Genomic DNA, 21370 nt, shown 5'->3' with positions numbered 1-21370 from the left:
CCTCCTGCCAACGAGAGCCGAACCGTGACCGAGTTCTTCGACGCGCTCGAAACGCGCAGCCATACCGAACGCGAGGCGGATCTCTTCGCGCGCCTGCCCGGCATCCTGAAGCGGGCCCTGCAGGCGCCCGGATATGCCGAGCATCTGGCGGGCATCGACCCGGACGGAGTGACGAGCCGCGAGGCCCTCTCGCGCCTGCCGGTTTTGCGCAAGTCCGATCTCCCCGCACGGCAGAAGGGGCGGATGCCGTTCGGGGGCCTTGTCCCGGAGCCGGCCGGGACCTTCGGTCGCCTCTTCACATCGCCGGGGCCGATCTTCGAGCCGGAATCCACGGGGCCGGACCCATGGCGTGCGGCGCGCGGCCTTCACGCCGCGGGTTTCCGGAAGGGCGACATCGTGCTCAACACCCTGAGCTACCACATGACTCCGGGCGGCTTCATCATGGATTCAGGGGCGCGGAGCCTGGGCTGCGCGGTCATTCCCGCCGGCTCCGGCAACGTGGAGCAGCAATATGAGCTCATCGAGGCCTACCGGCCGGTCGCCTATGTGGGAACGCCGGATTTCCTGAAGATCCTGCTGGACGGTGCGGAGTCGGCCGGACGGGATCTTTCCTGCATCCGGCGGGCGCTGGTATCGGGCGCCGCCTTTCCGCGCTCCCTCCAGGAGGAGTTCGCGCGGCGCGGGGTCGAGGCCTTCCAGGCCTATGCGACGGCGGATCTCGGCTTCGTCGCCTACGAGACACCCGCCCGGGAAGGGCTCGTGGTCAACGAGGACATCATCGTGGAGATCGTGCGGCCCGGGACCGGCGATCCGGTCCCGGAGGGCGACGTGGGCGAGGTGGTCGTGACGACCCTCGACGGGCACCGCCCCTGGATCCGCCTCGCCCTGGGCGACTTGAGCGCGGTCATGCCGGGCGCGAGCCCCTGCGGCCGCACCAACATGCGCATCAAGGGATGGATGGGGCGGGCCGATCAGGCGACCAAGGTGAAGGGCATGTTCGTGCGGCCCGAGCAGATCGCCGAGATCGGCCGCCGGCATCCCGAGGCCGGCCGCCTGCGACTCGTGGTGACGCGCGAAGGCGAGGCGGACGTCATGACCCTGAACGCCGAGGCCCGTTCTCCCGAGCTGGCCGCAGCGCTCGCGGCGACGCTCCAGGACCTCACCAAGATGAAGGGGCGCGTGGTGATCGTCCCTCCCGGGTCCCTGCCGAACGACGGAAAGGTCATCGCGGACGAGCGCAGTTACGGTTGAGCGCTATAGAGCATTTTCAGGAGAAGTGGAAACCGGTTTTCGCTGGCGCGGCCCTCCGGGTCGCTGGCGCGGCCCTCCGGGTCGCCGACGCGGCCCTCCGGGTCCGTCCGAAAATGCGGCCAACCAAGAGCTTCTGAGCGGAGTGCGATTCCATCGAAGCGCAAACCGCTCTAGGCACGAAGCGGGCTCCCACCGAGGGCCCGCTTCCCTGCGGCGCTTACCGCCCGATGGCGTAGGCCTGCATGAGGCGCGGCGTGGCCGCGCCGTGAAGGAGGCCGTCCTTGTCGCGGCTTGCCGCCACGAGGCGTCCCACCGTCCAGGCCGGCATGGTCTCGATCTCGTGCCCGCGGGCCCGCAGATCGTTCAGGACCTCCGCGCCGAACGTTTCCTCGGCCGCCAGATGCCCCGGCTTCTGCTCCCGCGGGTAGAACGAGGACGGGAAATGCGCCGTGTGGGCCATGGGCAGGTCGATGGCTTCCTGCAGGTTCAGGCCGTGATGGGCATGGCGCAGGAAGAGCAGCAACTGCCACTGCTCCTGCTGGTCGCCGCCCGGGGAGCCGAACACCATGTAGGGTTCGCCGTCCTTCTCCGCGAGGGTGGGGGTGAGGGTGGTGCGCGGCCGCTTGCCCGGCTCCAGGCTCGCCGGAAGGCCCGGCTCCAGCCAGAACATCTGGGCGCGCGAGTTGAGCATGAAACCCAGCTCCGGGATGACGGGCGACGACTGCAGCCAGCCGCCCGAAGGCATGGCGGCGATCATGTTCCCGTGCCGGTCGACCACGTCGATGTGCACCGTGTCTCCGCGGCGCGCGGAGCGCATGGAGGCGAGGGTCGGCTCCCCCCCGGTCACCTTGCGGTCGGTGGTCGAGAGCTCGCGCAGAGCCTTCAAGGTGCGCTCCACCTGGAGTTCGTACCCCTCCACATGTCCGGGGCGCAGTTCGAGAGATGCGCGCTCGCCGATCAGCTTGCGCCGCTCGTCCGAGTAGGCATCCGAGAGAAGGGTCTCCACGGGCACCTTCACGAAGTTCGGATCGCCGTAGTAGGCCTCGCGGTCCGCGAAGGCGAGCTTCATGGCTTCCACGACCGTGTGGATGAAGGGCGCGCTCGTGGGACCCATCGCCTCGAGGTCGAAGCCCTTCAGGAGCGCGAGGGTCTGGAGGAAGACAGGGCCCTGGCCCCAGGGGCGGATCTTGTTGACGCGGAAATTGTGGTACTCGTAGGTGAGCGGGGTGTCGTAGCTCGCTGACCACGAGGCCATGTCGTCCGCCGTGATGACGCCCCTGTGGCGGGAGCCCGACTGGTCCATCACCTCGTGGCTGCGCGCGAAGCGGTCGATCGCTTCCGCGACAAAGCCTTTGTAGAAGGCCTCGCGGGCAGCCTCGATCTCGCCTTCGCGGTCGCGGCCCTTCGCTTCGGCCTCGCGGAGGATGCGCTTCCAGGTCTCGGCCAGCTGTGGATTCCGGAACAGCTTGCGCGCTTCCGGAACATTCCCGCCGGGAAGGAAGACGGCGGCCGAGGTCGGCCATTCGGTTTCGAAGAAGCTCTTGAGGCCCTTGATCGTGTCGGACACACGCGGCAGGAGCGGGTGCCCCTTCTCGGCATAGTAGATCGCAGGCTCCAGGACGTCGCGCAGACGGAGGCTGCCATGGTCGCGCAGAAGGATCATCCACGCATCGAAGGCGCCGGGAATGACAGTCGCGAGGAGGCCGTTCCCCGGGATGAGGGAAAGACCCTCGCGCCGGTAATGCTCGATGGTCGCGCCCTTCGGCGCGGTGCCCTGGCCGCACAGCACCTCCACCTTCTTGGTCCTGGCCGAGTAGAAGACGGCCGGCACCTCGCCGGCAGGCCCGACGAGGTGGGGCTCGACGACCTGGAGGACGAAACCGGACGCGACGCAGGCGTCGAACGCGTTGCCGTTTCTTTCCAGCATCGACATCCCCGCCGCGGAGGCGAGCCAGTGCGTCGACGTCACGACGCCGAAGGTGCCGAGGATTTCTGGCCGTGTGGTGAACATGGGGCTGATCCGAATGAGAGGTTAGTGTTCGCGGGGGTCGAGGGCATCGCGCAGGCCGTCTCCCAGGAGGTTGAAACCGAGCACGATGAGAAAGATGGCGGAGCCGGGGAAGAAGGACATCCAGGGCGCCTGTTCCATGAAGTTCTTGGCCGTGTTGAGCATGGATCCCCAGGAGGGGTTCGGCGGCTGCTGTCCGAGGCCGAGGAAGGACAGGCTCGCCTCGGCGATGATGGCGCTCGCGATGGTGAGCGTCGCCTGGACGAGAATCGGCGGAATGACGTTGGGGAGAATGTAGCGCAGGATGATCCAGAAGTCCGGGAGCCCGATGGCGCGCGCTCCCTCCACGTAATCCTCCGCCTTGATCGACAGGACCTGGCCCCGGGTGAGCCGGATGAAGATCGGCATGGCCGAAAGGCCGATGGCGATCATCGCGTTGGAGAGGCTCGGGCCGAGGAACGCCGCGAGCGCGATCGCGAAGATCAGGAACGGAATCGCGAGCATCGCATCCGTCGAGCGCGAGATCGCCGCGTCGATCCAGCCGCCGAAGTAACCGGAGACAAGGCCGAACGGAACGCCGAGGGCGACGGCGATGGCGACCGATATGACCCCGGCGGAGAGGGAAGCCCGCGCTCCCCAGAGCATGCGCGAGAACACGTCGCGCCCGAGTTCGTCGGTGCCGAACCAGAACAGGGCGGAAGGCGGCTTGCGGATGGTCATGAAGCTCGGCTTCACGGGATCGTACGGCGCGACGAGCGGGGCCACGATGGCGACGGCGACGAAGAACAGGACGATCGCTGCACCGAAGAGCGCGCTGCGGTTCTTCAGGAATTTCGCGAGAACGCGGCTGCGCTTCTTGGGAAGCGCCAGGTCATCCGTGATGGCGAGCGTCATCGGGCGTGCCTCAGGCGGGGATTGGCGAGGACATAAAGAATGTCGGCGAGGAGGTTCATGAGGATGAACCCTACGGCCGTGCACAGGACGACGCCCTGCACCACGGCATAGTCGCGGTTGAAGACCGCGTCGACGATGAGCTTCCCGAACCCGGGAATCGTGAAGATCTGCTCCGTCAGCACCGCGCCCGCGAGCAGCTCGCCGAACAGGAGCGTGGACAGGGTGATGATGGGAACGAGCGCGTTGCGCAGGGCATGCTTCATGATCACGACCCGGCCGAGGAGGCCTTTCGCGCGCGCGGTCCGGATGTAGTCCGAGCGCAGCACGCCGAGCATGGCGCTGCGGGTGTGGCGCATCAGGCTTGCGGCGAGGCCGGTGCCCAGCACGAAGGCGGGCATGATCATGGTCTTGACGTTGAGCCACAGATCTTCGCCCGGCGGGACGAAGCCCGAGGCCGGAAGAAGCTTCCAGCGCACCGAGACGAGCATGATGAGCAGGATGCCCAGCCAGAAGTTCGGAATCGAAAGGCCGGACAGCGCCACCACGTTGGCGGCGTAGTCCACCGACGTGCCCTTCCGGACCGCCGAAACGATTCCGGCCGGAATCCCGATGGCGAGGGCCACGATCATGGCGAAGATCGCAAGCTCGATGGTCACGGGGAGCTTGCTCAGGATCAGGGTCAGGACGGGAATGTCGGTGCGCAGCGAGATGCCCAGGTTCCCCTGGAGGACCTGACCGAACCAGGCGAAGTACTGGACCGGGATCGGATCGTCGAGGCGATATTTCTCGCGCAGGAATGCCAGCACCTGCGGGTCCCGCTCCTCGCCGGCCAGGGTCAGGACGGGATCGCCCGGCAGCAGCTGCTGCAGGGTGAAGACCAGGACCGACACGATCAGGATCGTCGGTATGGCGATGAGAAAGCGTTTGGCGATGTAGCGGAGCATGGGGCTCTGGCTTTTCTGCGCTGACGGAGGGGGCATGCCCGGCTTCGCGCCGGGCATGCCGGGTTTTCGCCGGTCAGGATGCGAACTTCACGCCCTTGAGCCGGATCATGCCGTCCGGATAGGGGCGGAAGCCCTGCACCTTCTTGGCCAGCACGAAGGGCCAGGGCTGGTAGTAGGTGTAGATGATGGGCAGCTCGTCCTGGAGGATGGTCTGCGCGGCGTCGTACAGCTCCTTGCGCTTGGCCTCGTCCGTGACGGTGCGGGCCTCGTTGAGCAGACGATCCACTTCCGGGTTGCAGTAGCGTCCGTCGTTCAGGCCGCCCTTGCAGGTCACGAAGGGGTGAATGTTGCCGTCGGGGTCGACGCGGCCGGACCACCCGATCACGTTGACGTCGAAGTTTCCGGCCTGCGCCTCCTTCTGCATGGCGGCGAACTCGGTCGGGCGCAGGGAGATGTCGAAGCCGGCCTCGGCGGCCATCGCCTGGATGATCTCGGCGATCTGCTGCGTCGTCGTGCTGGTGCCGAAGGTGAGGTCGAACTTCACCCGGTCGACACCTGCCTCCTTCAGGAGCTTCTTCGCCTTCTCGACATCGCGCTTCTTCGCCGCGAACTTCTTGTCGTTGTAGGGGCTCGCCTCCGGGAAGGGCTGCCCGGCCGGCGGGAAGATGCCCTGGCCCACGACCTCGTTGATGACGTCGCGGTCGATGGCGTATTCGAGAGCCTGGCGGACCCGCTTGTCGCGGCCGAGCGGCGACTTGGAACGCTCGCCGTTGTTGGTGTTGATCGTCAGGCCCTGGTAGCCGATGCCGCTTACCGGAGCGAAGATCAGGGAGGAGTCCTTCTTCACGGCCGCCACGTCGCTCGGGGCGAGGCGCTCGAGCATGTCGAGGTTGCCGGCCTTGAGATTGGCGAGACGCACGGTCGTGTCGGGGATCGGCTGGAACACCACCTTGTCGAAGTGGTAGTCCTTCGCGTCCCAGTAATCCTTGAAGCGCTCAAGGACGATGCGGTCGTTCTGAACGCGCTCGACGAACTGGTAGGGACCGGAGCAGACGGGCTTCTGACCGAAATCGGCCGAGGCGAGAGCCTTGGGCGACATCATCATCCCGGCGCGGTCGGAGAGCTGCGACAGCAGCGTCGCGTCGGGACGCGACAGCTTGAGGGCCACGGTCATGTCGTCAATGACCTCGACGCTCTCGACGGAGCCGATCTCGCTCTTGCGCAGGCTGTCGGGCAGGGTGCGCGCGCGGTCGATGTTCGCCTTCACGGCGGCGGCGTTCAGGGGCTCGCCGTCGTGGAACTTGACGCCCGGGCGAATCTTGAGCGTGAGCGTCTTGGGGGCGGTCCAGGTCCACTCGGTGGCGAGCTGCGGAACGATCTTCAGATCCGGCGTGATGTCGACGAGCTTGTCGCAGAGCGAGGTAAAGACGATGCGCCCGACGAATGTCCGGGCGCGATGCGGGTCGAGCACGTCCGGGTCCTCGTTGAGGCCGATCCTCAGGGTCTGCGCGGATGCTGCGCCGCCCATCGCGAGCGCGACGGTCATGGCGAGCGTGAATGCGGCTTTCTTCAACTCTCTCTCCTCTGGTTCTTAACGGCTTGGGTTCGCGGTCTGGTCCTGCCGCTCCCGCCAGGTTTTGTAGAGCGCCATGCGCCTGGCGAGGGTGGGACTCGGTGGCGGAGCCGTGACGGCGCCGGCCCCCGCATTCTGGATCTCGCGCCAGAAGTGGCAGGCGACGCTCCTGCCGTCGCCTGCGGCCTCCAGCTTCGGATGCTGCTCCCGGCAGAGCGGGCGCGCATGAGGGCAGCGGGTATGGAACCGGCATCCCGGCGGAGGCGCCGTCGGACTCGGAACGTCGCCCTGCAGAAGGGGCTTGGGGCTTCTGCCCACGGGGCTCGGGACCGGGATCGCCGTGAGCAGCGCCTGCGTGTAGGGATGCAGCGGGTTGTCGAAGAGGCCGTCGGTCGAACTGAACTCGACGATCTCGCCGAGATACATGACGGCGACCCGGTCGCTCATGTGGCGGATGACGGCGAGGTCGTGCGCGACGATCACGAGCGTCAGACCGAAGCGCTCCTTCAGGTCCTCCAGCAGGTTGATGATCTGCGCCTGGATCGACACGTCCAGGGCCGAGACCGGCTCGTCCCCGACGATCAGCTTCGGCTCCCCCGCCAGGGCGCGGGCGATGCCGATGCGCTGGCGCTGTCCGCCCGAGAACTCGTGCGGGTAGCGGTTGGCATGGGCGGGCAGCAGGCCCACCGTGCGCAGCAGTTCCGCGATGCGCTCGCGCCGCTGCGGCCCCTTGGCAAGGCCATGCAGCCAGATCGGCTCTCCCACGATGTCGCCGACCGTCATGCGCGGATTGAGGGACGCGAAGGGGTCCTGGAAGATGATCTGCAGTTCGCGGCGAAGGCGGCGCATCTCTCCCTCGTCGAGGGACAGGATGGAGCGTCCCTCGTAGCGCACGTCGCCCGCCGTCGGCTCGATGAGGCGCAGGAGAAGGCGGCCGAGGGTCGACTTTCCGCATCCGGACTCGCCGACGATGGCGAGGGTCTCTCCGCGCCGGACCGCCAGGGAGACCCCGTCCACCGCATGAACGACCGTCTTCGCGGCGAGGAGGCCGCCTCCGCCGAAATGTTTGACCAGGTCCACGCCCTGGAGGATGACGTCGTCGGCGAGGCTCATGCCGTGTCTCCACGATGGATCTCGAGCGGGGCATACCAGCAGCGCGCCCGGTGCCCGGGCGACAGCTCCGTGAGCGGGGGCGGCTCCAAGGCGCAGCGCGCGTCCGCAAAGGGGCAGCGGGGCGTGAAGCGGCAGCCTTTCGGCATGAGCTCGGCGGGCGGAACCGTGCCGCGGATGGTCGCGAGGCGGCCCTGCCGGCGCCCGAGCGAGGGCACGGAGCCCATGAGGCCGATGGTGTAGGGGTGCTGCGGGTCGTCGAAGATCGCCTCGACGGGACCCGCTTCGACGATCTTGCCTGCATACATCACGGCGACGTCGTCGGCGACCTCGGCGACCACGCCGAGATCGTGCGTGATCAGGATCATCGCCATGCCGCTCTCCTCCTGGAGCCGGCGGATCAGGGAGATGATCTGGGCCTGGATCGTGACGTCGAGCGCGGTCGTCGGCTCGTCGGCGATGAGGAGTTCCGGCTCGTTGGCGAGGGCCATGGCGATCATGACCCGCTGACGCATGCCGCCGGACATCTCGTGAGGATAGGCCCGCAGGCGCTTCTCGGGCGCCGGGATCCTGACCCGCCGAAGCATCTCGAGGGCACGCTCCTTCGCCTCGGCCCGCGAGACTTTCCGGTGGCGCAGGATGCCTTCCATGATCTGGTCGCCGACCGTGAATGCCGGGTTCAGGGAGGTCATCGGCTCCTGGAAGATCATCGCGGTCCGGTTGCCGCGCATGTCGGCCTGCTCCCGCTCCGACAGGCCGAGCAGGTCCCTGCCGCGGAAATAGGCCGCGCCGCCCACGATCCGCGCCGGCGGCGTCGGCAGGAGGCCCATGAGGGAGAGGGCGGTGACGCTCTTCCCGCACCCGGACTCGCCCACGAGGCAGAGGGTCTTGCCCTTGGCGACGGAGAAGGAAACCTCGTCGACCACATTGACGCCGGGCGGGGCGCCGTCGAAGCGGATCGACAGCCCGTCCACGCGAAGCAACGGTTCCTGTTCCGGGGCCCCGCGGGACTCGGCCCCAGTCCTCGTCGTATGAAGCGCCGCATCGTTCATCATGCTGCGGGTCGTCCTTGCTCGTCTGCCGAGGGGGCGTTGAGGGATTCGTCGTGGCTCGCCATAGAGGGGCGGGTCATGATCCTGAGAAGGCTTGCGCGGACGGTCTCGAGGTGCTCGCGCATGGCCTGTTCCGCGGCCCCGCCGTCGCGGGTCGCGATGGCCGCCACGACCCGGCCGTGCTGGTTCACGTAGTGGCGCTGCCCCGGCTTCGAGCGCGCCTGCTCGCGGAGCCGCCGCCAGGTGGGATCCTGGCGGATGCGGTTCATGATGTCGAAGAACACGAAGAGAAGGCTGTTGCCCGCCGCCTCCGCGATGGCCCGGTGGAAGGCGCCGTCCCACAACTCGCGGCTGTCCATGTCGCCGTCGGCGCTCGTCGCCGTCTTGTGGGCCAGGTGCTTCAGGCGCTCGATGTCGCCGTTCGTGGCCCGCAGGGCGGCGAGGCGCGCCAGGGCCGGTTCGATTTCCAGGCGGGCCTCCATGATCTCCAGGGGGTTGGTGCCGCTGGAGAGGGCCTCCAGGTCCATCTCCGTGCGCGGAGGGCGGGGGCCGACGAAAGTCCCCTTGCCCTGGCGCCGCCAGATCCGTCCCTCCGCCTCCAGAACCTCCAGGGCGCGCCTCAGCGCCCGGCGGCCGACCCCCATCTGCTGGGACAGGGAGCGCTCGGGCGGAAGCTGCGCGTCCCCGCTGCCGTCGAGGGACTCGAGCAGGAGGCGCAGTTGCCGGAGGGCAAAATCCGAGCTGTCCGACAGGGGCTCGACAGCCATCGCTTCCTCTCTGGGACCAATTGTTACTTTGGTTCAATCAAAGTGGGACGTTTCTTGCGCTGAATCGGCCCACAACGAAAGAAGCTATCGCAAGTCCGAACCATTGCGCAATTGGTTTCGCAAGGGTTCGAAATGGTACGCGGATCCGCTCCTCAAAAAGCCAGGAAAAGCCGTGGAGAAGCGGGCGTTCGAGTGCCCGGGACGGCACGCGCCCCTTGCAGTGCAGGAAAGAGGGCCGAGATAACGGGGGGAGAAGAAAAGCGGATGTGACGATGACGGAAATCCTTGCCCTGTTGACGGACCCCACGGTCTGGGCCGCCCTCGCAACCCTCGTGGTGATGGAGGTGGTGCTCGGCATCGACAACCTCATCTTCATCTCCATCCTGACCAACAAGCTGCCCGCCGACCAGCAGGGGCGGGCACGACGCATCGGGATCGGCCTCGCCCTGATCCTGCGGCTCGGCCTCCTGGGAACGGTCGCGATCATCGTTCAGCTCACGGAGCCGATCTTCGCGCTCTTCGGCCGCGGCTTCTCATGGAGGGACCTGATCCTCATCGCGGGCGGTCTCTTCCTGGTCTGGAAGGCCACCAAGGAGATCCATCACAACGTGGATCCGGACCCCGGCCCCGACATGTTCGAGGGCAGCAAGGCAGGCCTGGGCTTTGCTGCCGCCATCGGCCAGATTCTGGTCCTCGACCTCGTGTTCTCCATCGACAGCATCATCACGGCGGTCGGCATGACCGATCATGTCCCGGTGATGGTCGTCGCCGTCATCGTCGCCGTCGCTGTGATGCTGGTGGCCGCAAATCCGCTCGCGCGATTCATCCAGGCCAACCCGACGGTGGTCATGCTGGCACTGGGATTCCTGCTGATGATCGGCATGACGCTCATCGCCGAAGGTTTCGGGGCGCATGTGCCGAAAGGCTACATCTACACCGCCATGGCCTTCTCCGCTCTCGTCGAGGGGCTCAACATGCTGGCGCGGCGCGCCCGCCGCAAGCGCTGACGGCGCCCTGCGGCGCCGCGAGCGTCGCAAGGCTCCTCAGGCAGACGGCATGGCCTCCCCGGCCTGGGTCGCGGACGGGCGGACGGAAGCCTGGAGGCGCGGGAGGAAGTCCCAGAGCTCGCGGTTGAGGATCTTGAGGTCCTCGACCGTCTTGACGAGCTCGCGGATGCGCCCCTCGTCGACGGGCCGGACCTCGCCGAGAACCAGGCGGCCGGCGCTTTCCCTGATCTTCATCGCATGCGTGTGGGTGATCTCGCCCCGGTCGCTCACCGTGTACATGCAGTGATTGAACTCGTTGCGGACGCGCGTGCAGGCATTGAAGCGCGCGATGAGCCGGTCGAGGGTCTCGGCCGCGCTTTTGTCGGCAATCTTCGCCTTCGCGAGGCGCTGCACGAGATCCAGCCGCGCGCGCGTGGTGTTCAAGGTGGCGAAGACGATGGCCGCCGAGACCTCGTCGGTCTCCAGAAGGAGCATGAGCACATAGATGAACATGCTTTCGTTATTCGACCAGCTGAAGACCAGGTTCCCGATCAATGCCAGGACCACGGTGCGATGATCGGCGGAATCGATGGCCGCAGCCTCGATGGCCTCAAAATCGGGCTTCTGCGGAAGCCGTGTCGGCATGGCGGCGCCTCCTCGATCCGCGCAGGCGGGACGCTCCGCCTGTTCCGGCTCCGGCCACTATAGCCCGGTTTATGCGGAAGGGCGATTGCGGCGGGTTCGCCCCCGCCGCATCCTGTCGCGAAAGACGGGCGAAGACGAAAATGTTTCAGCTGTGGAAGGCGCGCCGCGGCAGAAGGATCGCGCTCGCGATCCTCCGACCTCTGGTGGAGGGAACGGAGGCGCGGTTAGGCCGCATACCATCGGCGGCATGGCACGATGCTTATATCGTCGGCTTTCTTTCAATGCTGGCGAGCCTCGAAGCAAGGGCCGCACTGGGCGGGTCCATCGGCTCGTTGGCGCTCGGCCTCATTCAATGCGAAACCATCGCCGATCTGAGCGGCGAGGCGCCGGGAATCCACGGCGAAGAGATCATGAACCTGAGCACGGAGGGCGATCGGAGATTCCTCGAGGGCTGCAGTCAGGCTGCGATCTTTCATGTCGCGCGTCAAAGGAGTCGTCTCGGCAGTACGGCCGTACCCGGCGACACGTGGGAATCATGTGGGTGCCATCTCCAGGACGATCTTCTCCAGCTTTGGCGCGACGTATTCGAGGAGAGAGTCGCCGCGCTCCTGTGAAGTGGCGTGCGTCCCGCCTTATGGCGCAGGGCTACTCCCATTGCGCAACTGGACGACCGGGGTGAATCGAAGTCTAATTTCCTCGATCCTGTGGACTTCCTGGTGGATTGTCCCACAGGGTGATTTGAGTCCGCGGCCGATGAAGAACAGAAGCATCACGAGCATCGGCGGCCAAGGGTGGAACGCAAGTTCGAGAGGCTGAGATCGTTTCGGATCGAGACGGTGCGAAAAGGCTTCTCCAATACAAACGATGACATTGGGGCGACCGCATGAACGTGCGGCGGGCTTTCTTGCCGGGTCGGCTCGATGGAGCCGGTTTCCGGGCCCGTCCACGCATGCTTCGAAAAATGTCGGCCGGAACGATGCGGCCAATGTGACAGGAGGCGCCAGGCTCTTTCGCGAAATGATTGCCACGAGGCCATCCGGCCCGGCTTGGTTTGCCTGCGCTTGGCAGGTTGCCGGTCGTGCCTGCTGGAAGAACTCCAATCCCAATCTGGCGTCGCGTCGCCCCGGCCGAACACGTAATGGATGGAAAGGCCGAAGCGTCCGCCGCCGCCAATCGAACGAGGACATCGATCATGGCTACCGACCAGAACGGCAACATCGCTGCGGCCATTGCCGGCTTCGCTTTTGCATCCCAGGAGAACGGGAATTACGAGGACGAGAGCAACACCGACAGCCGGAACGACAACAGCACCACTGACAGCTACAACGACAACTCCGACAATTCGGATAACAGCGATAACTCCGACAACAGCGATAATCGCGTAACCGACAGCTATAACGACAATTCCGACAACTCGGACAACAGCGACAATAGCACGGCGGACAGCTACAACGACAACAGCGACACCACGACGGTCGACGTGGCGTTGAACGACGCTCTCAACAACAAGAGCACCAACGGAAGCTACAACGACAATTCGGACAATTCCGACAATTCCGACAACTCCGACAACAGCGATCACAGCACGACGGACAGCTACAACGACAACAGCGACACCACGACGGTCGACGTGGCGTTGAACGACGTCCTCAACAACAAGAGCACAAACGACAGCTACAACGACAATTCGGACAATTCGGACAATTCAGACAACAGCGTCAACGACAGCTACAACGCGACGGACAGCTACAACGACAACTCGGACAATTCCGACAATAGCGACCACAGCATCAACGACAGCTATAATCCCACCGACAGCTACAACACGGCCAGCTTCGACCTGAGCGTCGATGTCCGGGATTCCTTCAACTTCTCGGAGACAAACTGGATCAATCTCGATGGAGGAACGTTCGACGGCGTTCTGTCGGCGATCGGGGACGGCGCGGGTCAAGCGTTCAGCCTCACCCAGATCAGCGAGATGACCGACGACGATACGCTCACCGCGAACCTGAACAGCAATGCGGGCTGGAGCCAGGACGGCACATGGACCGGCGGCGATGCCAGCGGCATCAACGGCGCGTCCGGCGACTTCGCGTCCGGCGCAGGCGAGGACGGTGCGGTCGACACCAGCGTGACCGCTGCCGCGACCTCTCACCTCGAGGCGTTCAACCAGAACATCTCGATGGGTGCCAACATCCAGTACCACGGCATGACCGTGGTCGGCGGCGACCTGACCGACGATCACCACAGCTGATCGCTTGACGGAGCAGCCCGCGCGACAGCCTTGCGCGGGCTGCTTCATCGCCCTGAGGGACGACCTTGACGGCAGGAGGAGCCGATGGCCCCTGGTGGCGCTCTCGAAATGATCTGGCATTTCGCCGGGTATTGGCACATCGCCCAGGAATACGCCGCTGCCCGCCTCAAGTACGACGAGGCCTTCTACAAAGCCCAGAACATCGAGTACCGGGTCGAGGCCGCGGACGCAGTCGGTCCCTTCGCCGACATCCCGGACATGACCGGTCAAGCCGTGCGGGCAAATCTGTCCCCTTCTTCGACTGGATCCGGCATCGACATTGCCATCCTCAAGGCGCACTCGCATGGGTTCCCCAGGATCGAAGGCCACGCCCCCATGTCCGGCAGGCATGGGGACCTGATGCTCGACGAAGGCGACCAATTCCACGGTCCTGCGACCGGCGGCGGATCCCTCCACATCCGCTATATGCATGTCCATGTCGGGCATCGGCCCGTCGAGCATGGAGCGCCCGATCGGAGCGGGCATGGAGGACATCGCGAGCCGAGCTACAGCCTCTCATACGACGAACCTCCGTCGGGGGTCGTCGGAAAACTCACCCAGGTCAACGCCATGTCGGATCATGATCGGGTGTCCGACGGAGGCACAGGCTACGACGCCCTTCAGGCCATCGACGCGGACGCGACTGTTTCCCGTCTCGTCGACATGGGGACGGAGTTGATCCCTCAGGCGGCGATTCCGCTGGGGTGGCTGGGCGATGCCTCGGTCGACGACGTTCTCGCTCACGACCGTTCCCTCGCGGAGGGGAGCGCCTCGCCTGGGGAGGTCGCGCCGGGCCGTTATGTGAACGGCGAACTGCAGCAGGCCGATGCGCCGTCGAGCGAGCCGCCGGACCACGTCGTCCCGGCGCTGCCGGAGCGGAGCGAGCCCGACACCGAGCCGGGCCATGTTGCCGAGACGGGTGCGAACAAGGCCGGGAATGCCGCACTGATCCTCGATTTCAACGAGGCTCCGGCGAACCTGCTCGTGAGGGGCGACTACTTCTCGACCAACGCGATCCTCCAGGCCAACATTCTGCAGAACCAGGATCACGTCCTGGATGCGGGATCCCAGCCGCCGATCCTCGAGGGCGGGAGCAACATCACCGACAACACCGCCGTCTTCAAGGTCACGACCCTCCTGGAAGGTACCGGCTCCCAGGCCTACAAGGGAAACCTGACGGTCAACGTCGACTACGTGACCGGCGACCTGTTCGACATCAAGGCGCTGACGCAGAGAAGCGTTCTCCAGGACGGCGACGTCTCCGTGCAGACGACGACGGAGGCCTATTCGGAAGTCCGCACGGGCGGAAACGAGCAGTACAACGTCACCAAGTTCCTCGACTGGGGCAAGGGGTACGACATCGTCGTCGTTCTCGGCGACTACCACTCCGCCAACATCATCTCCCAGCTGAACGTCGTGCTGGACAATGACGTCGTGGGGCTGGGCAGCGCGGAGGGGGAGGGAGGGGCCCCGCAGGCATTCCTCGGACAGAACGCGCTTCGCAACGAGGCCACGATCCAGACCATCGGATCGGCCAGCTTCGGGACATGGACGGACGAGCTGCAGAAACTGATCGAGGGGCTCGCGAGCCGGGACGACGTCGACCGCGGCGCATGGTCGGGTTTCAAGGGCGCCGCGTCGGGCACGCTCGATGTCCTGTTCGTGACGGGCGACTACTACGATCTGAACATCATCAACCAGGTCAACCTGATTTCCGATCCCGACGTCGCGGTGCAATGGCGGGATGAGGGGTCGTCGCTGCAGTGGTCCTCGACGGGGGGAAACGCTGCATCGAACTCCGCCGTCATCGTCGATGCGAGCGCTCTGTCGAGCCATGTGATCGGCGGCGGCACATACGAGGATTCCATCCTGCTGCAGGCCAATCTGGTGTCCGACGGAACCCAGGCCGTGCAAGCCGATCCGACGGCCCTTGTGACCGAACTCGTCGCCTTCATCGACCATGCGCAGGGAGAGACTGTCGACGCCAACGCCTGGACGAAGGATGTCTTCGTCTCCCATCACGACACTTTCGGTCACGTCCTGACCTGATCCGATCCGGTCGCTTCTGCGCCGCTGGGGAAACTGATGCTCCTGAAAGATGCCCTGAGATCGCTTTCGACAGATCCGCAATCCGCGCCGGATACCGGCCGGAACGCCGCCGGCCCCTCGACTCCCCGGTCCATGGCGCCGCCTGTCGCGGAGAAGACGGATCCGATACGGCAGAGGCCGATCCCTCCGGAAGCCCACCCGCCGCGGCAGCCGCCTCAACAGCCGGTCGCCCGCGGCGAGGCGAGGGCCGCGCCTGCTTCCCAGACGAGACCCGCCGTTCCAGCCCGGAACGACGGCAGACCTGCGCAGAATCGCGCGAAGACGCCTCCCGGCAGCGGACCCGGCAAGGGAGGGAACGGTCCGCGCAAGCCGCCGCAACTGCAGCAGCGCTCCGCCGACCGCGATTTCAGGGAGGTTCTGAGCAAGGGGCTGGCGGCGTGCCGCCGCAATCTGATCACGGTCGCGATCTTCTCATTTTTCGTGAACGTGCTCGTTCTGGCGATCCCGGTCTATCTCTTCAACATCTCGGACCGTGTTCTCACCAGCCGCAGCGTCGACACGCTCGCGATGCTCTCCCTGGTCGTGCTGGGCGCGGTCCTCGCTCACGTCCTCATGGACATGATGCGGCGCTTCATCCTGATGCGGATCGCGGTCGAGGCCGAGAGCAAGCTCGGCGCGCCCGTGCTGAGCGCCGCCGCCAAGGCTTCCCAGAACGGGTCGATCAAGGAGTTCCAGGTTCTCTCGGACCTGCAGCATGTCCGGAGCTTTCTCACCGGCCCGGTCCTCCTGATGATGCTGGATGCGCCGGTCGCGCCGGTCTATCTCCTCGCCGTCTATCTGATCCACCCGCAGCTCGGATACATCGTCTCGGTCACCGGCATCCTTCTTCTCAGCGTCGCGCTCGTCAACCAGAAGCTGACCGCCGTTCCCTTCGCGAAGGCGAACGCCTATGCCTCGCGGGCCAACCTCCAGGCGGACGCCATGGCGCGGAACGCGCAGGTGATCAACGCCATGGGCATGATCCCCGAAGGGGTTCTGATGTGGGGGCGGGAGACGGGCGAATCGCTCAAGGCTCAGGTCATCGCGCAGGATCGCAACATCATAATGACGGGCCTGTCCAAGTTCATCCGCCTCACCACCCAGGTCTCCCTTCTCGGTTGGGGAGCGACGCTCTCCATGGCGGGCGAGCTCACCGGCGGCATGGTGATCGCGTCCTCAATCGTCGCCAGCCGCGCCCTGGCGCCGGTGGAGGGCACGATCGAGGGATGGCGGAACTTCGTGCAGGCGCGCTCGGCCTATGGGCGGATCAGGTCGCTTCTCCTCAACTCGCCGCTCAACATGGAGCGCCTGCGGCTGCCGCAACCGCAGGGGCGGCTGAGCGTCGAGCGCGTCCTGTATGTACCCCCGCCCAACAAGAAGGTGATCCTGAACGGAATCTCCTTCCAGCTGGAGCCGGGCGAGTCGCTTGCGGTCGTGGGCGCATCCGGCACCGGAAAGTCGACCCTGGGGCGGATGCTCGTCGGTTCCATCATGCCCACGGCGGGGAGCGTCAGGCTGGACATGATGGACCTGCGCAACTGGGATCCCCGCCAATTCGGCGAGAGCGTCGGATATCTGCCCCAGGACGTGCAGCTGTTCCCCGCCTCGATCAAGGCCAACATCGCCCGCATGCGGGAGGATGCGAGCGACGACGAGATCTTCGACGCGGCGGCGCTCGCGGATGTCCATGAAATGATCTCGCAGTTCGCGCAAGGGTACGAGACCATCGTCGGAATGGACGGAAGTCCGCTCTCGGGAGGGCAGCGGCAGCGCATCGGTCTCGCCCGCGCCTTTTTCGGAAACCCGCGCCTCGTCGTGCTCGACGAGCCGAACTCGAACCTCGACTTTCCGGGCGAGCAGGCGCTCGCGCGCGCGCTCATGAGGGCAAAGGAGCGCGGCATCACCATCGTGGCCATCACCCAGCGTCCGGCGCTGCTCAAGAGCGTGGACAAGATCATGATGCTCAAGGACGGCTCCGTTCAGGCCTTCGGCACGCGCGACGAAATCATTCCTCTCATGAGCGGTCGGCGGGCTCCTGACGGCTCGCCCGCCATCGAAGGATGAAGCAGGATCGCCCATGTCTCACACCGCCACCATCACTCTTCAGAAACAGCAGGAATGGTATGCGGACGTCCCCCGCAGCACGCGGCTGCCGACTCTCATCGGGATCGTCATCCTCGCGGTCACGGTCATGGGCTTCGGCTACTGGGGCGGCATCGCGCCCATCGCCGGCGCGGTCGTGACCTCCGGCGCCTTCGTGGCGACCGGGCAGAACAAGATCATCCAGCACCTGGAAGGCGGCGTCATCCAGGACATCCTGGTGCGCGAGGGAGACGTGGTGGAGCCCGGCGAGACCCTGATCCAGCTCGACGAGACGGGACCCCGCGCCGAGCTGCGCCGGCTGGCGCTGAGGGAGGCCCGCCTCCTCGCCATCGAGGCACGCCTGAGGGCGGAAGTCGCCGAGGGGCGCGAGGCCGCCTTTCCTGCGGAGCTGCTTTCGAGAGCGGAGAGCGATCCGGACATTGCGACCATCGTCAAGGCCCAGCGCGCGACGATCGAGGCCCGCCGGAAGAGCCTCCAGAGCGAGATCGCATCGATCAGAACCAGCATCGAGGCCCTGCAGGAGCGGATCAAGGGGAGCACGACCCAGCTCGCCTCGGTGAAGGAGCAGATCGCCTTCTTCGACGAGGAACTCGCAGTCAAGGAGCAGCTTCTGAAGACCGGCCTGATCCGGAGATCCGAGGTCCTGGCGCTCCAGCGTGCCCGGGCGAACCTCCAGGGCGAAGCGGGGCGCCTGACGGGCGAGATCGGCGACGCGAAGGAGCGCATCGCCCGATCCGAGGAGCAGATCGTCGGCGCCCGTAACGCAGCGATCAAGGCGTCCGTCGAGCAGTTGCACGAAACGCTGGGCGAGCTTGCGGACGTGAGGGAGCGAGTCCTGGCGGCGACGCGCGTCCTCGACCGGGTCAGGATCACGAGCCCCGTGAAGGGCGTCGTCGTGAAGATGCGCTATCACACTCCCGGCGGTGTCGTGGAGGCCGGCAAGACGGTGATGGAGATCGTCCCCCTCCAGGAGAATCTGCTGATCGAGGTGCGGGTGCGGCCCCAGGACATTCCGAACGTGAAGCTCGGGCAGAAGGCGATCGTCCGGCTGACCGCGCTCAAGCAGCGGATCACGCCGATGATCGAGGGCGAGGTGGTGTATGTCTCCGCAGACGCCCTGCCCGACGAGAAGAATGCCCTCGCGCGAAACGACGTCTACGTGGCGAGGGTTTCCCTGGACCCGAAGGAGGCGTCCAAGGTCCACGGGTTCGCTCCGACTCCCGGGATGCCGGCGGAAGTGTACATCAAGACGACGGAACGCACCTTCATCGAGTATCTGCTCCAGCCGATCCGGGACAGCATGGCTCGCGCCTTCCGCGAGCTGTGACAGCCCGATCGAGCGATACGGGCTGCGGACCAGCCTCGTTCCGGAAAGAGCCCTGGACAACCTCCGCTGCCTCTCGCCGCGGCTTCGGTGCGCTTCCCCAGGGCAACTGTCGAAAGAAGGTCCCGCCAGGGCTGCTCGGGAGGCAAACGTTCTGCCGACCATGTCTCACCCGAACGGAGGCATCGATAGCAGTAGCCTCTAATCGAACCTCCGGGACGAGAGACTTCGCATATGAGCGCCAAGCCGATCCATTACAACGTGTCGGAGACAGGTTGAGCGATGTAAAACTGGGAATCGACAGTCGTTCTGCGAAGGAAATTAGGATTTTTATTCTGCGCATCGGACGATATTGAAATTACCTCCGAAGCGGTAATTTTACCTCCTTTGCCTTAATGCTTAACGAAACATGAATTGTATAATTTTCGCGTTAACTGCAAAAAGGGATGTAGCGGTATGCCTCAGAACTCATTGCCCGTCACCACATTCCTGGCTTGCAGGAGTGCCATGGCCCGCGAAGGAATTCGTCACATTCTGTCTTCCACGCGCTACCGGGTCAGTCCGGAGGAAGCCGCCGACGAGGGTGGGGTTCTGGCACGGCTCTCCCGCGAATCGGAAGCTCTGCTCATTCTCGATGAGAATCTTCATCACGAACGTACTGCCGACGTCATTCGGGATCTGAAAACGCGTGCTCCGGCCGCTCGCATCGTCGTCCTGTCCGAGAGCTTCGACATGGGCGGCATGACGGCCACCCTCAATGCAGGGGCCGACGGTTACTGCCTGGCGACGATCGGATGCGAGACCCTGGTCAAGTATCTGGACCTGGTGATGCTGGGGGAGAAGGTCTTCCCGGCGGCCATGGTCATCACCGCTCTTTCGGAGCGAGGTGAGGAGGCATCTCCGCCGCCGCGCTTCTACTCGGCGGCCGACGCTCAGCGCATGCAGGTCATCGCGTCGAGCGCGCCGAGCCGGATGCTCTCGGCCCGTGAGGCGGAGATCCTCCACTGCCTGATGGAGGGAGCTCCGAACAAGATGATTGCACGCAAGCTCGATGTCGCCGAAGCGACGGTGAAGGTGCATGTGAAGGCCATCCTGCGCAAGATCCGCGTCACCAACCGGACTCAGGCCGCCATGTGGGCCGTCACGCATTTCTCGAACGAGGCTCACGACAACTCCGCCTCGTTGCCGTCCTGAACGCAATCGAGCCGCTGCACCCCGTTGCAGCGGATGAGAAACGGCCGGGTGTGAGGCGTCTCATGGCCGGCCGAACCGTCCAATTCCGGCAGTGTCGTCGTCTTGGGGGGAACCGCGGGCGAGGACAGTGGCGGCGGGCTATCCATCGGTCATGACGGCGAGCCGTCGGATGCGTTCGCGCAAGACGACCCCTCAAGACGACCCCTGGAGCCTGCATTCACCGCCTGCCGGTGCGAGCGTCTCACGCATTCCCTCGGGGCGCTCCGGTTTGTTGCTTCAGGGGAGGCTGGTTTCATGGCTTCCGGCAAGAGCCGTTCCAACCCCGGCAATGACATGACCAAGAAGGACGTGGTCAAGGAGCACGTTCAAAGGATGCTGAGGCGGCTGATCGACGCCCAGGGGCGGTGCCGGGCGGGCAACGCTTCAGTGAAGGATTCCATAGAGCGGAATCGAGAATAGGATCTTTCCGTCCTCGTTCGTGACTTCAAGCGTCCAACTGTGCCAGTCCTCGGAAATTCCCTCGTCTTCCTCGAGAAGCTCCTCGATGGCCTTGATGGCCTGGAGCCGCGCCTGCTCAAGGTCCGAAACCTCAATCCCATCCAAGTCCAGGATGCGCTCATAACCATCGATGAGATTGAAGTAGCACCTCATGATGACCGGTATCGGCTCCATCTGCATTTTATGTAGACTTTGTTGGATTCGCGGGACCTTGAAACGCCGACCGTGAATTGTCTAAAGGTGCGCAGAACCGATGTCTAGGTTCTAAATCGCCGGACGGCGGCAAACTACCCTCAAGGGTGAGTTCCCGGCGAATCACTTGTTCCGACACGCGTCTCGACGCCGTTCTTGCCGGCGACTTCGCGCCTCGGCTCGTTTGCACCGATGCAGGTCTGAAGCGCATTCAGGAAATAATTGCTCAAGAGACACTTTGCAAAAATAGAACAAACTACGTCCCAAGAGACGATAAGTGCTGACGGCCTATTTTGCCGTTGAGGAAGATGGGTTAGCTTTCTTACGTGGGAGATACAAAGAAAACAGGTGCTGAACTGTCCGGGGGCTAGGTCAGAGAAGCAGGCAATGAGGAAGAACTACGGTTGCGATGGCTTGTCCAATTTGGACGGCTTGGTCCCTGGTGAGG

General features: G+C 65.1%; 17 protein-coding genes. 8 read left to right on the top strand and 9 right to left on the bottom strand.

Features of this window, described 5'->3' with window-relative positions; genetic code table 11:
• Window positions 1-24 precede the first annotated feature (24 nt).
• Window positions 25-1251 (top strand): phenylacetate--CoA ligase family protein, encoded by a 1227-nt coding sequence (locus GDR74_RS14630; RefSeq protein ID WP_152586993.1) that lies wholly within the window; start codon window positions 25-27, stop codon window positions 1249-1251.
• Between the two features lie 217 nt (window positions 1252-1468).
• Here GDR74_RS14630 and GDR74_RS14625 read toward each other — a convergent pair whose 3' ends face one another.
• The 7 genes from GDR74_RS14625 to GDR74_RS14595 all read right to left on the bottom strand — a co-directional run bounded on the left by GDR74_RS14625 (window position 1469) and on the right by GDR74_RS14595 (window position 9599).
• Window positions 1469-3262 carry a gamma-glutamyltransferase family protein gene (locus GDR74_RS14625; RefSeq protein ID WP_152586992.1) on the bottom strand — a complete coding sequence of 598 codons (1794 nt, stop codon included), beginning with the start codon at window positions 3260-3262 and terminating at the stop codon, window positions 1469-1471.
• Between the two features lie 21 nt (window positions 3263-3283).
• Window positions 3284-4153 (bottom strand): ABC transporter permease, encoded by an 870-nt coding sequence (locus GDR74_RS14620; protein WP_152586991.1) that lies wholly within the window; start codon window positions 4151-4153, stop codon window positions 3284-3286.
• The gene (locus GDR74_RS14615) at window positions 4150-5097 is read right to left on the bottom strand and encodes an ABC transporter permease (RefSeq protein ID WP_152586990.1); all 948 of its coding nucleotides are present in this window, start codon (window positions 5095-5097) and stop codon (window positions 4150-4152) included. Before GDR74_RS14615 ends, GDR74_RS14620 begins: the two co-directional genes overlap by 4 nt.
• A 73-nt stretch (window positions 5098-5170) precedes the next feature.
• On the bottom strand, window positions 5171-6643 hold the full coding sequence (locus tag GDR74_RS14610) for an ABC transporter substrate-binding protein (RefSeq protein ID WP_152587791.1): 1473 nt from the start codon (window positions 6641-6643) through the stop codon (window positions 5171-5173).
• 45 nt (window positions 6644-6688) lie between these two features.
• A complete protein-coding gene (locus tag GDR74_RS14605; protein ID WP_152586989.1) occupies window positions 6689-7783 on the bottom strand; it encodes an ABC transporter ATP-binding protein in 1095 nt (364 codons plus the stop codon).
• Window positions 7780-8832 carry an ABC transporter ATP-binding protein gene (locus GDR74_RS14600; protein ID WP_152587790.1) on the bottom strand — a complete coding sequence of 351 codons (1053 nt, stop codon included), beginning with the start codon at window positions 8830-8832 and terminating at the stop codon, window positions 7780-7782. The genes GDR74_RS14605 and GDR74_RS14600 overlap by 4 nt, the downstream gene beginning before the upstream one ends.
• Window positions 8832-9599, bottom strand: coding sequence for a FadR/GntR family transcriptional regulator (locus GDR74_RS14595; RefSeq protein ID WP_152586988.1), 768 nt, complete (start codon window positions 9597-9599; stop codon window positions 8832-8834). The genes GDR74_RS14600 and GDR74_RS14595 overlap by 1 nt, the downstream gene beginning before the upstream one ends.
• 272 nt (window positions 9600-9871) lie before the next feature.
• On the opposite strand from GDR74_RS14595, the gene GDR74_RS14590 reads away from it, so the two are divergent.
• Entirely contained in the window at window positions 9872-10606 is a 735-nt protein-coding gene (locus tag GDR74_RS14590; RefSeq protein ID WP_152586987.1) for a TerC family protein, read from the top strand.
• Window positions 10607-10642: 36 nt separating this feature from the next.
• Here GDR74_RS14590 and GDR74_RS14585 read toward each other — a convergent pair whose 3' ends face one another.
• Entirely contained in the window at window positions 10643-11230 is a 588-nt protein-coding gene (locus GDR74_RS14585; protein ID WP_152586986.1) for a hypothetical protein, read from the bottom strand.
• Between the two features lie 140 nt (window positions 11231-11370).
• On the opposite strand from GDR74_RS14585, the gene GDR74_RS14580 reads away from it, so the two are divergent.
• The 6 genes from GDR74_RS14580 to GDR74_RS14555 all read left to right on the top strand — a co-directional run bounded on the left by GDR74_RS14580 (window position 11371) and on the right by GDR74_RS14555 (window position 20232).
• A complete protein-coding gene (locus GDR74_RS14580; RefSeq protein ID WP_152586985.1) occupies window positions 11371-11844 on the top strand; it encodes a hypothetical protein in 474 nt (157 codons plus the stop codon).
• Between the two features lie 578 nt (window positions 11845-12422).
• A complete protein-coding gene (locus tag GDR74_RS14575; protein ID WP_152586984.1) occupies window positions 12423-13484 on the top strand; it encodes a hypothetical protein in 1062 nt (353 codons plus the stop codon).
• Between the two features lie 84 nt (window positions 13485-13568).
• The gene (locus GDR74_RS14570; protein ID WP_152586983.1) at window positions 13569-15572 is read left to right on the top strand and encodes a hypothetical protein; all 2004 of its coding nucleotides are present in this window, start codon (window positions 13569-13571) and stop codon (window positions 15570-15572) included.
• A gap of 36 nt (window positions 15573-15608) precedes the next feature.
• A complete protein-coding gene (locus tag GDR74_RS14565) occupies window positions 15609-17675 on the top strand; it encodes a type I secretion system permease/ATPase (RefSeq protein ID WP_152586982.1) in 2067 nt (688 codons plus the stop codon).
• Window positions 17676-17688: 13 nt separating this feature from the next.
• Window positions 17689-19041, top strand: coding sequence for an HlyD family type I secretion periplasmic adaptor subunit (locus GDR74_RS14560; RefSeq protein WP_152586981.1), 1353 nt, complete (start codon window positions 17689-17691; stop codon window positions 19039-19041).
• 504 nt (window positions 19042-19545) lie between these two features.
• A complete protein-coding gene (locus GDR74_RS14555) occupies window positions 19546-20232 on the top strand; it encodes a LuxR C-terminal-related transcriptional regulator (RefSeq protein ID WP_194164550.1) in 687 nt (228 codons plus the stop codon).
• Between the two features lie 423 nt (window positions 20233-20655).
• Here GDR74_RS14555 and GDR74_RS14550 read toward each other — a convergent pair whose 3' ends face one another.
• A complete protein-coding gene (locus GDR74_RS14550) occupies window positions 20656-20910 on the bottom strand; it encodes a DUF6894 family protein (RefSeq protein WP_246179585.1) in 255 nt (84 codons plus the stop codon).
• Window positions 20911-21370 lie beyond the last annotated feature (460 nt).

The organism is Microvirga thermotolerans (assembly GCF_009363855.1).
GTDB lineage: Bacteria > Pseudomonadota > Alphaproteobacteria > Rhizobiales > Beijerinckiaceae > Microvirga > Microvirga thermotolerans.
The sequence above is the reverse complement of the archived record's forward strand: the minus strand, read 5'-3'. Positions and strand labels throughout refer to the sequence as shown.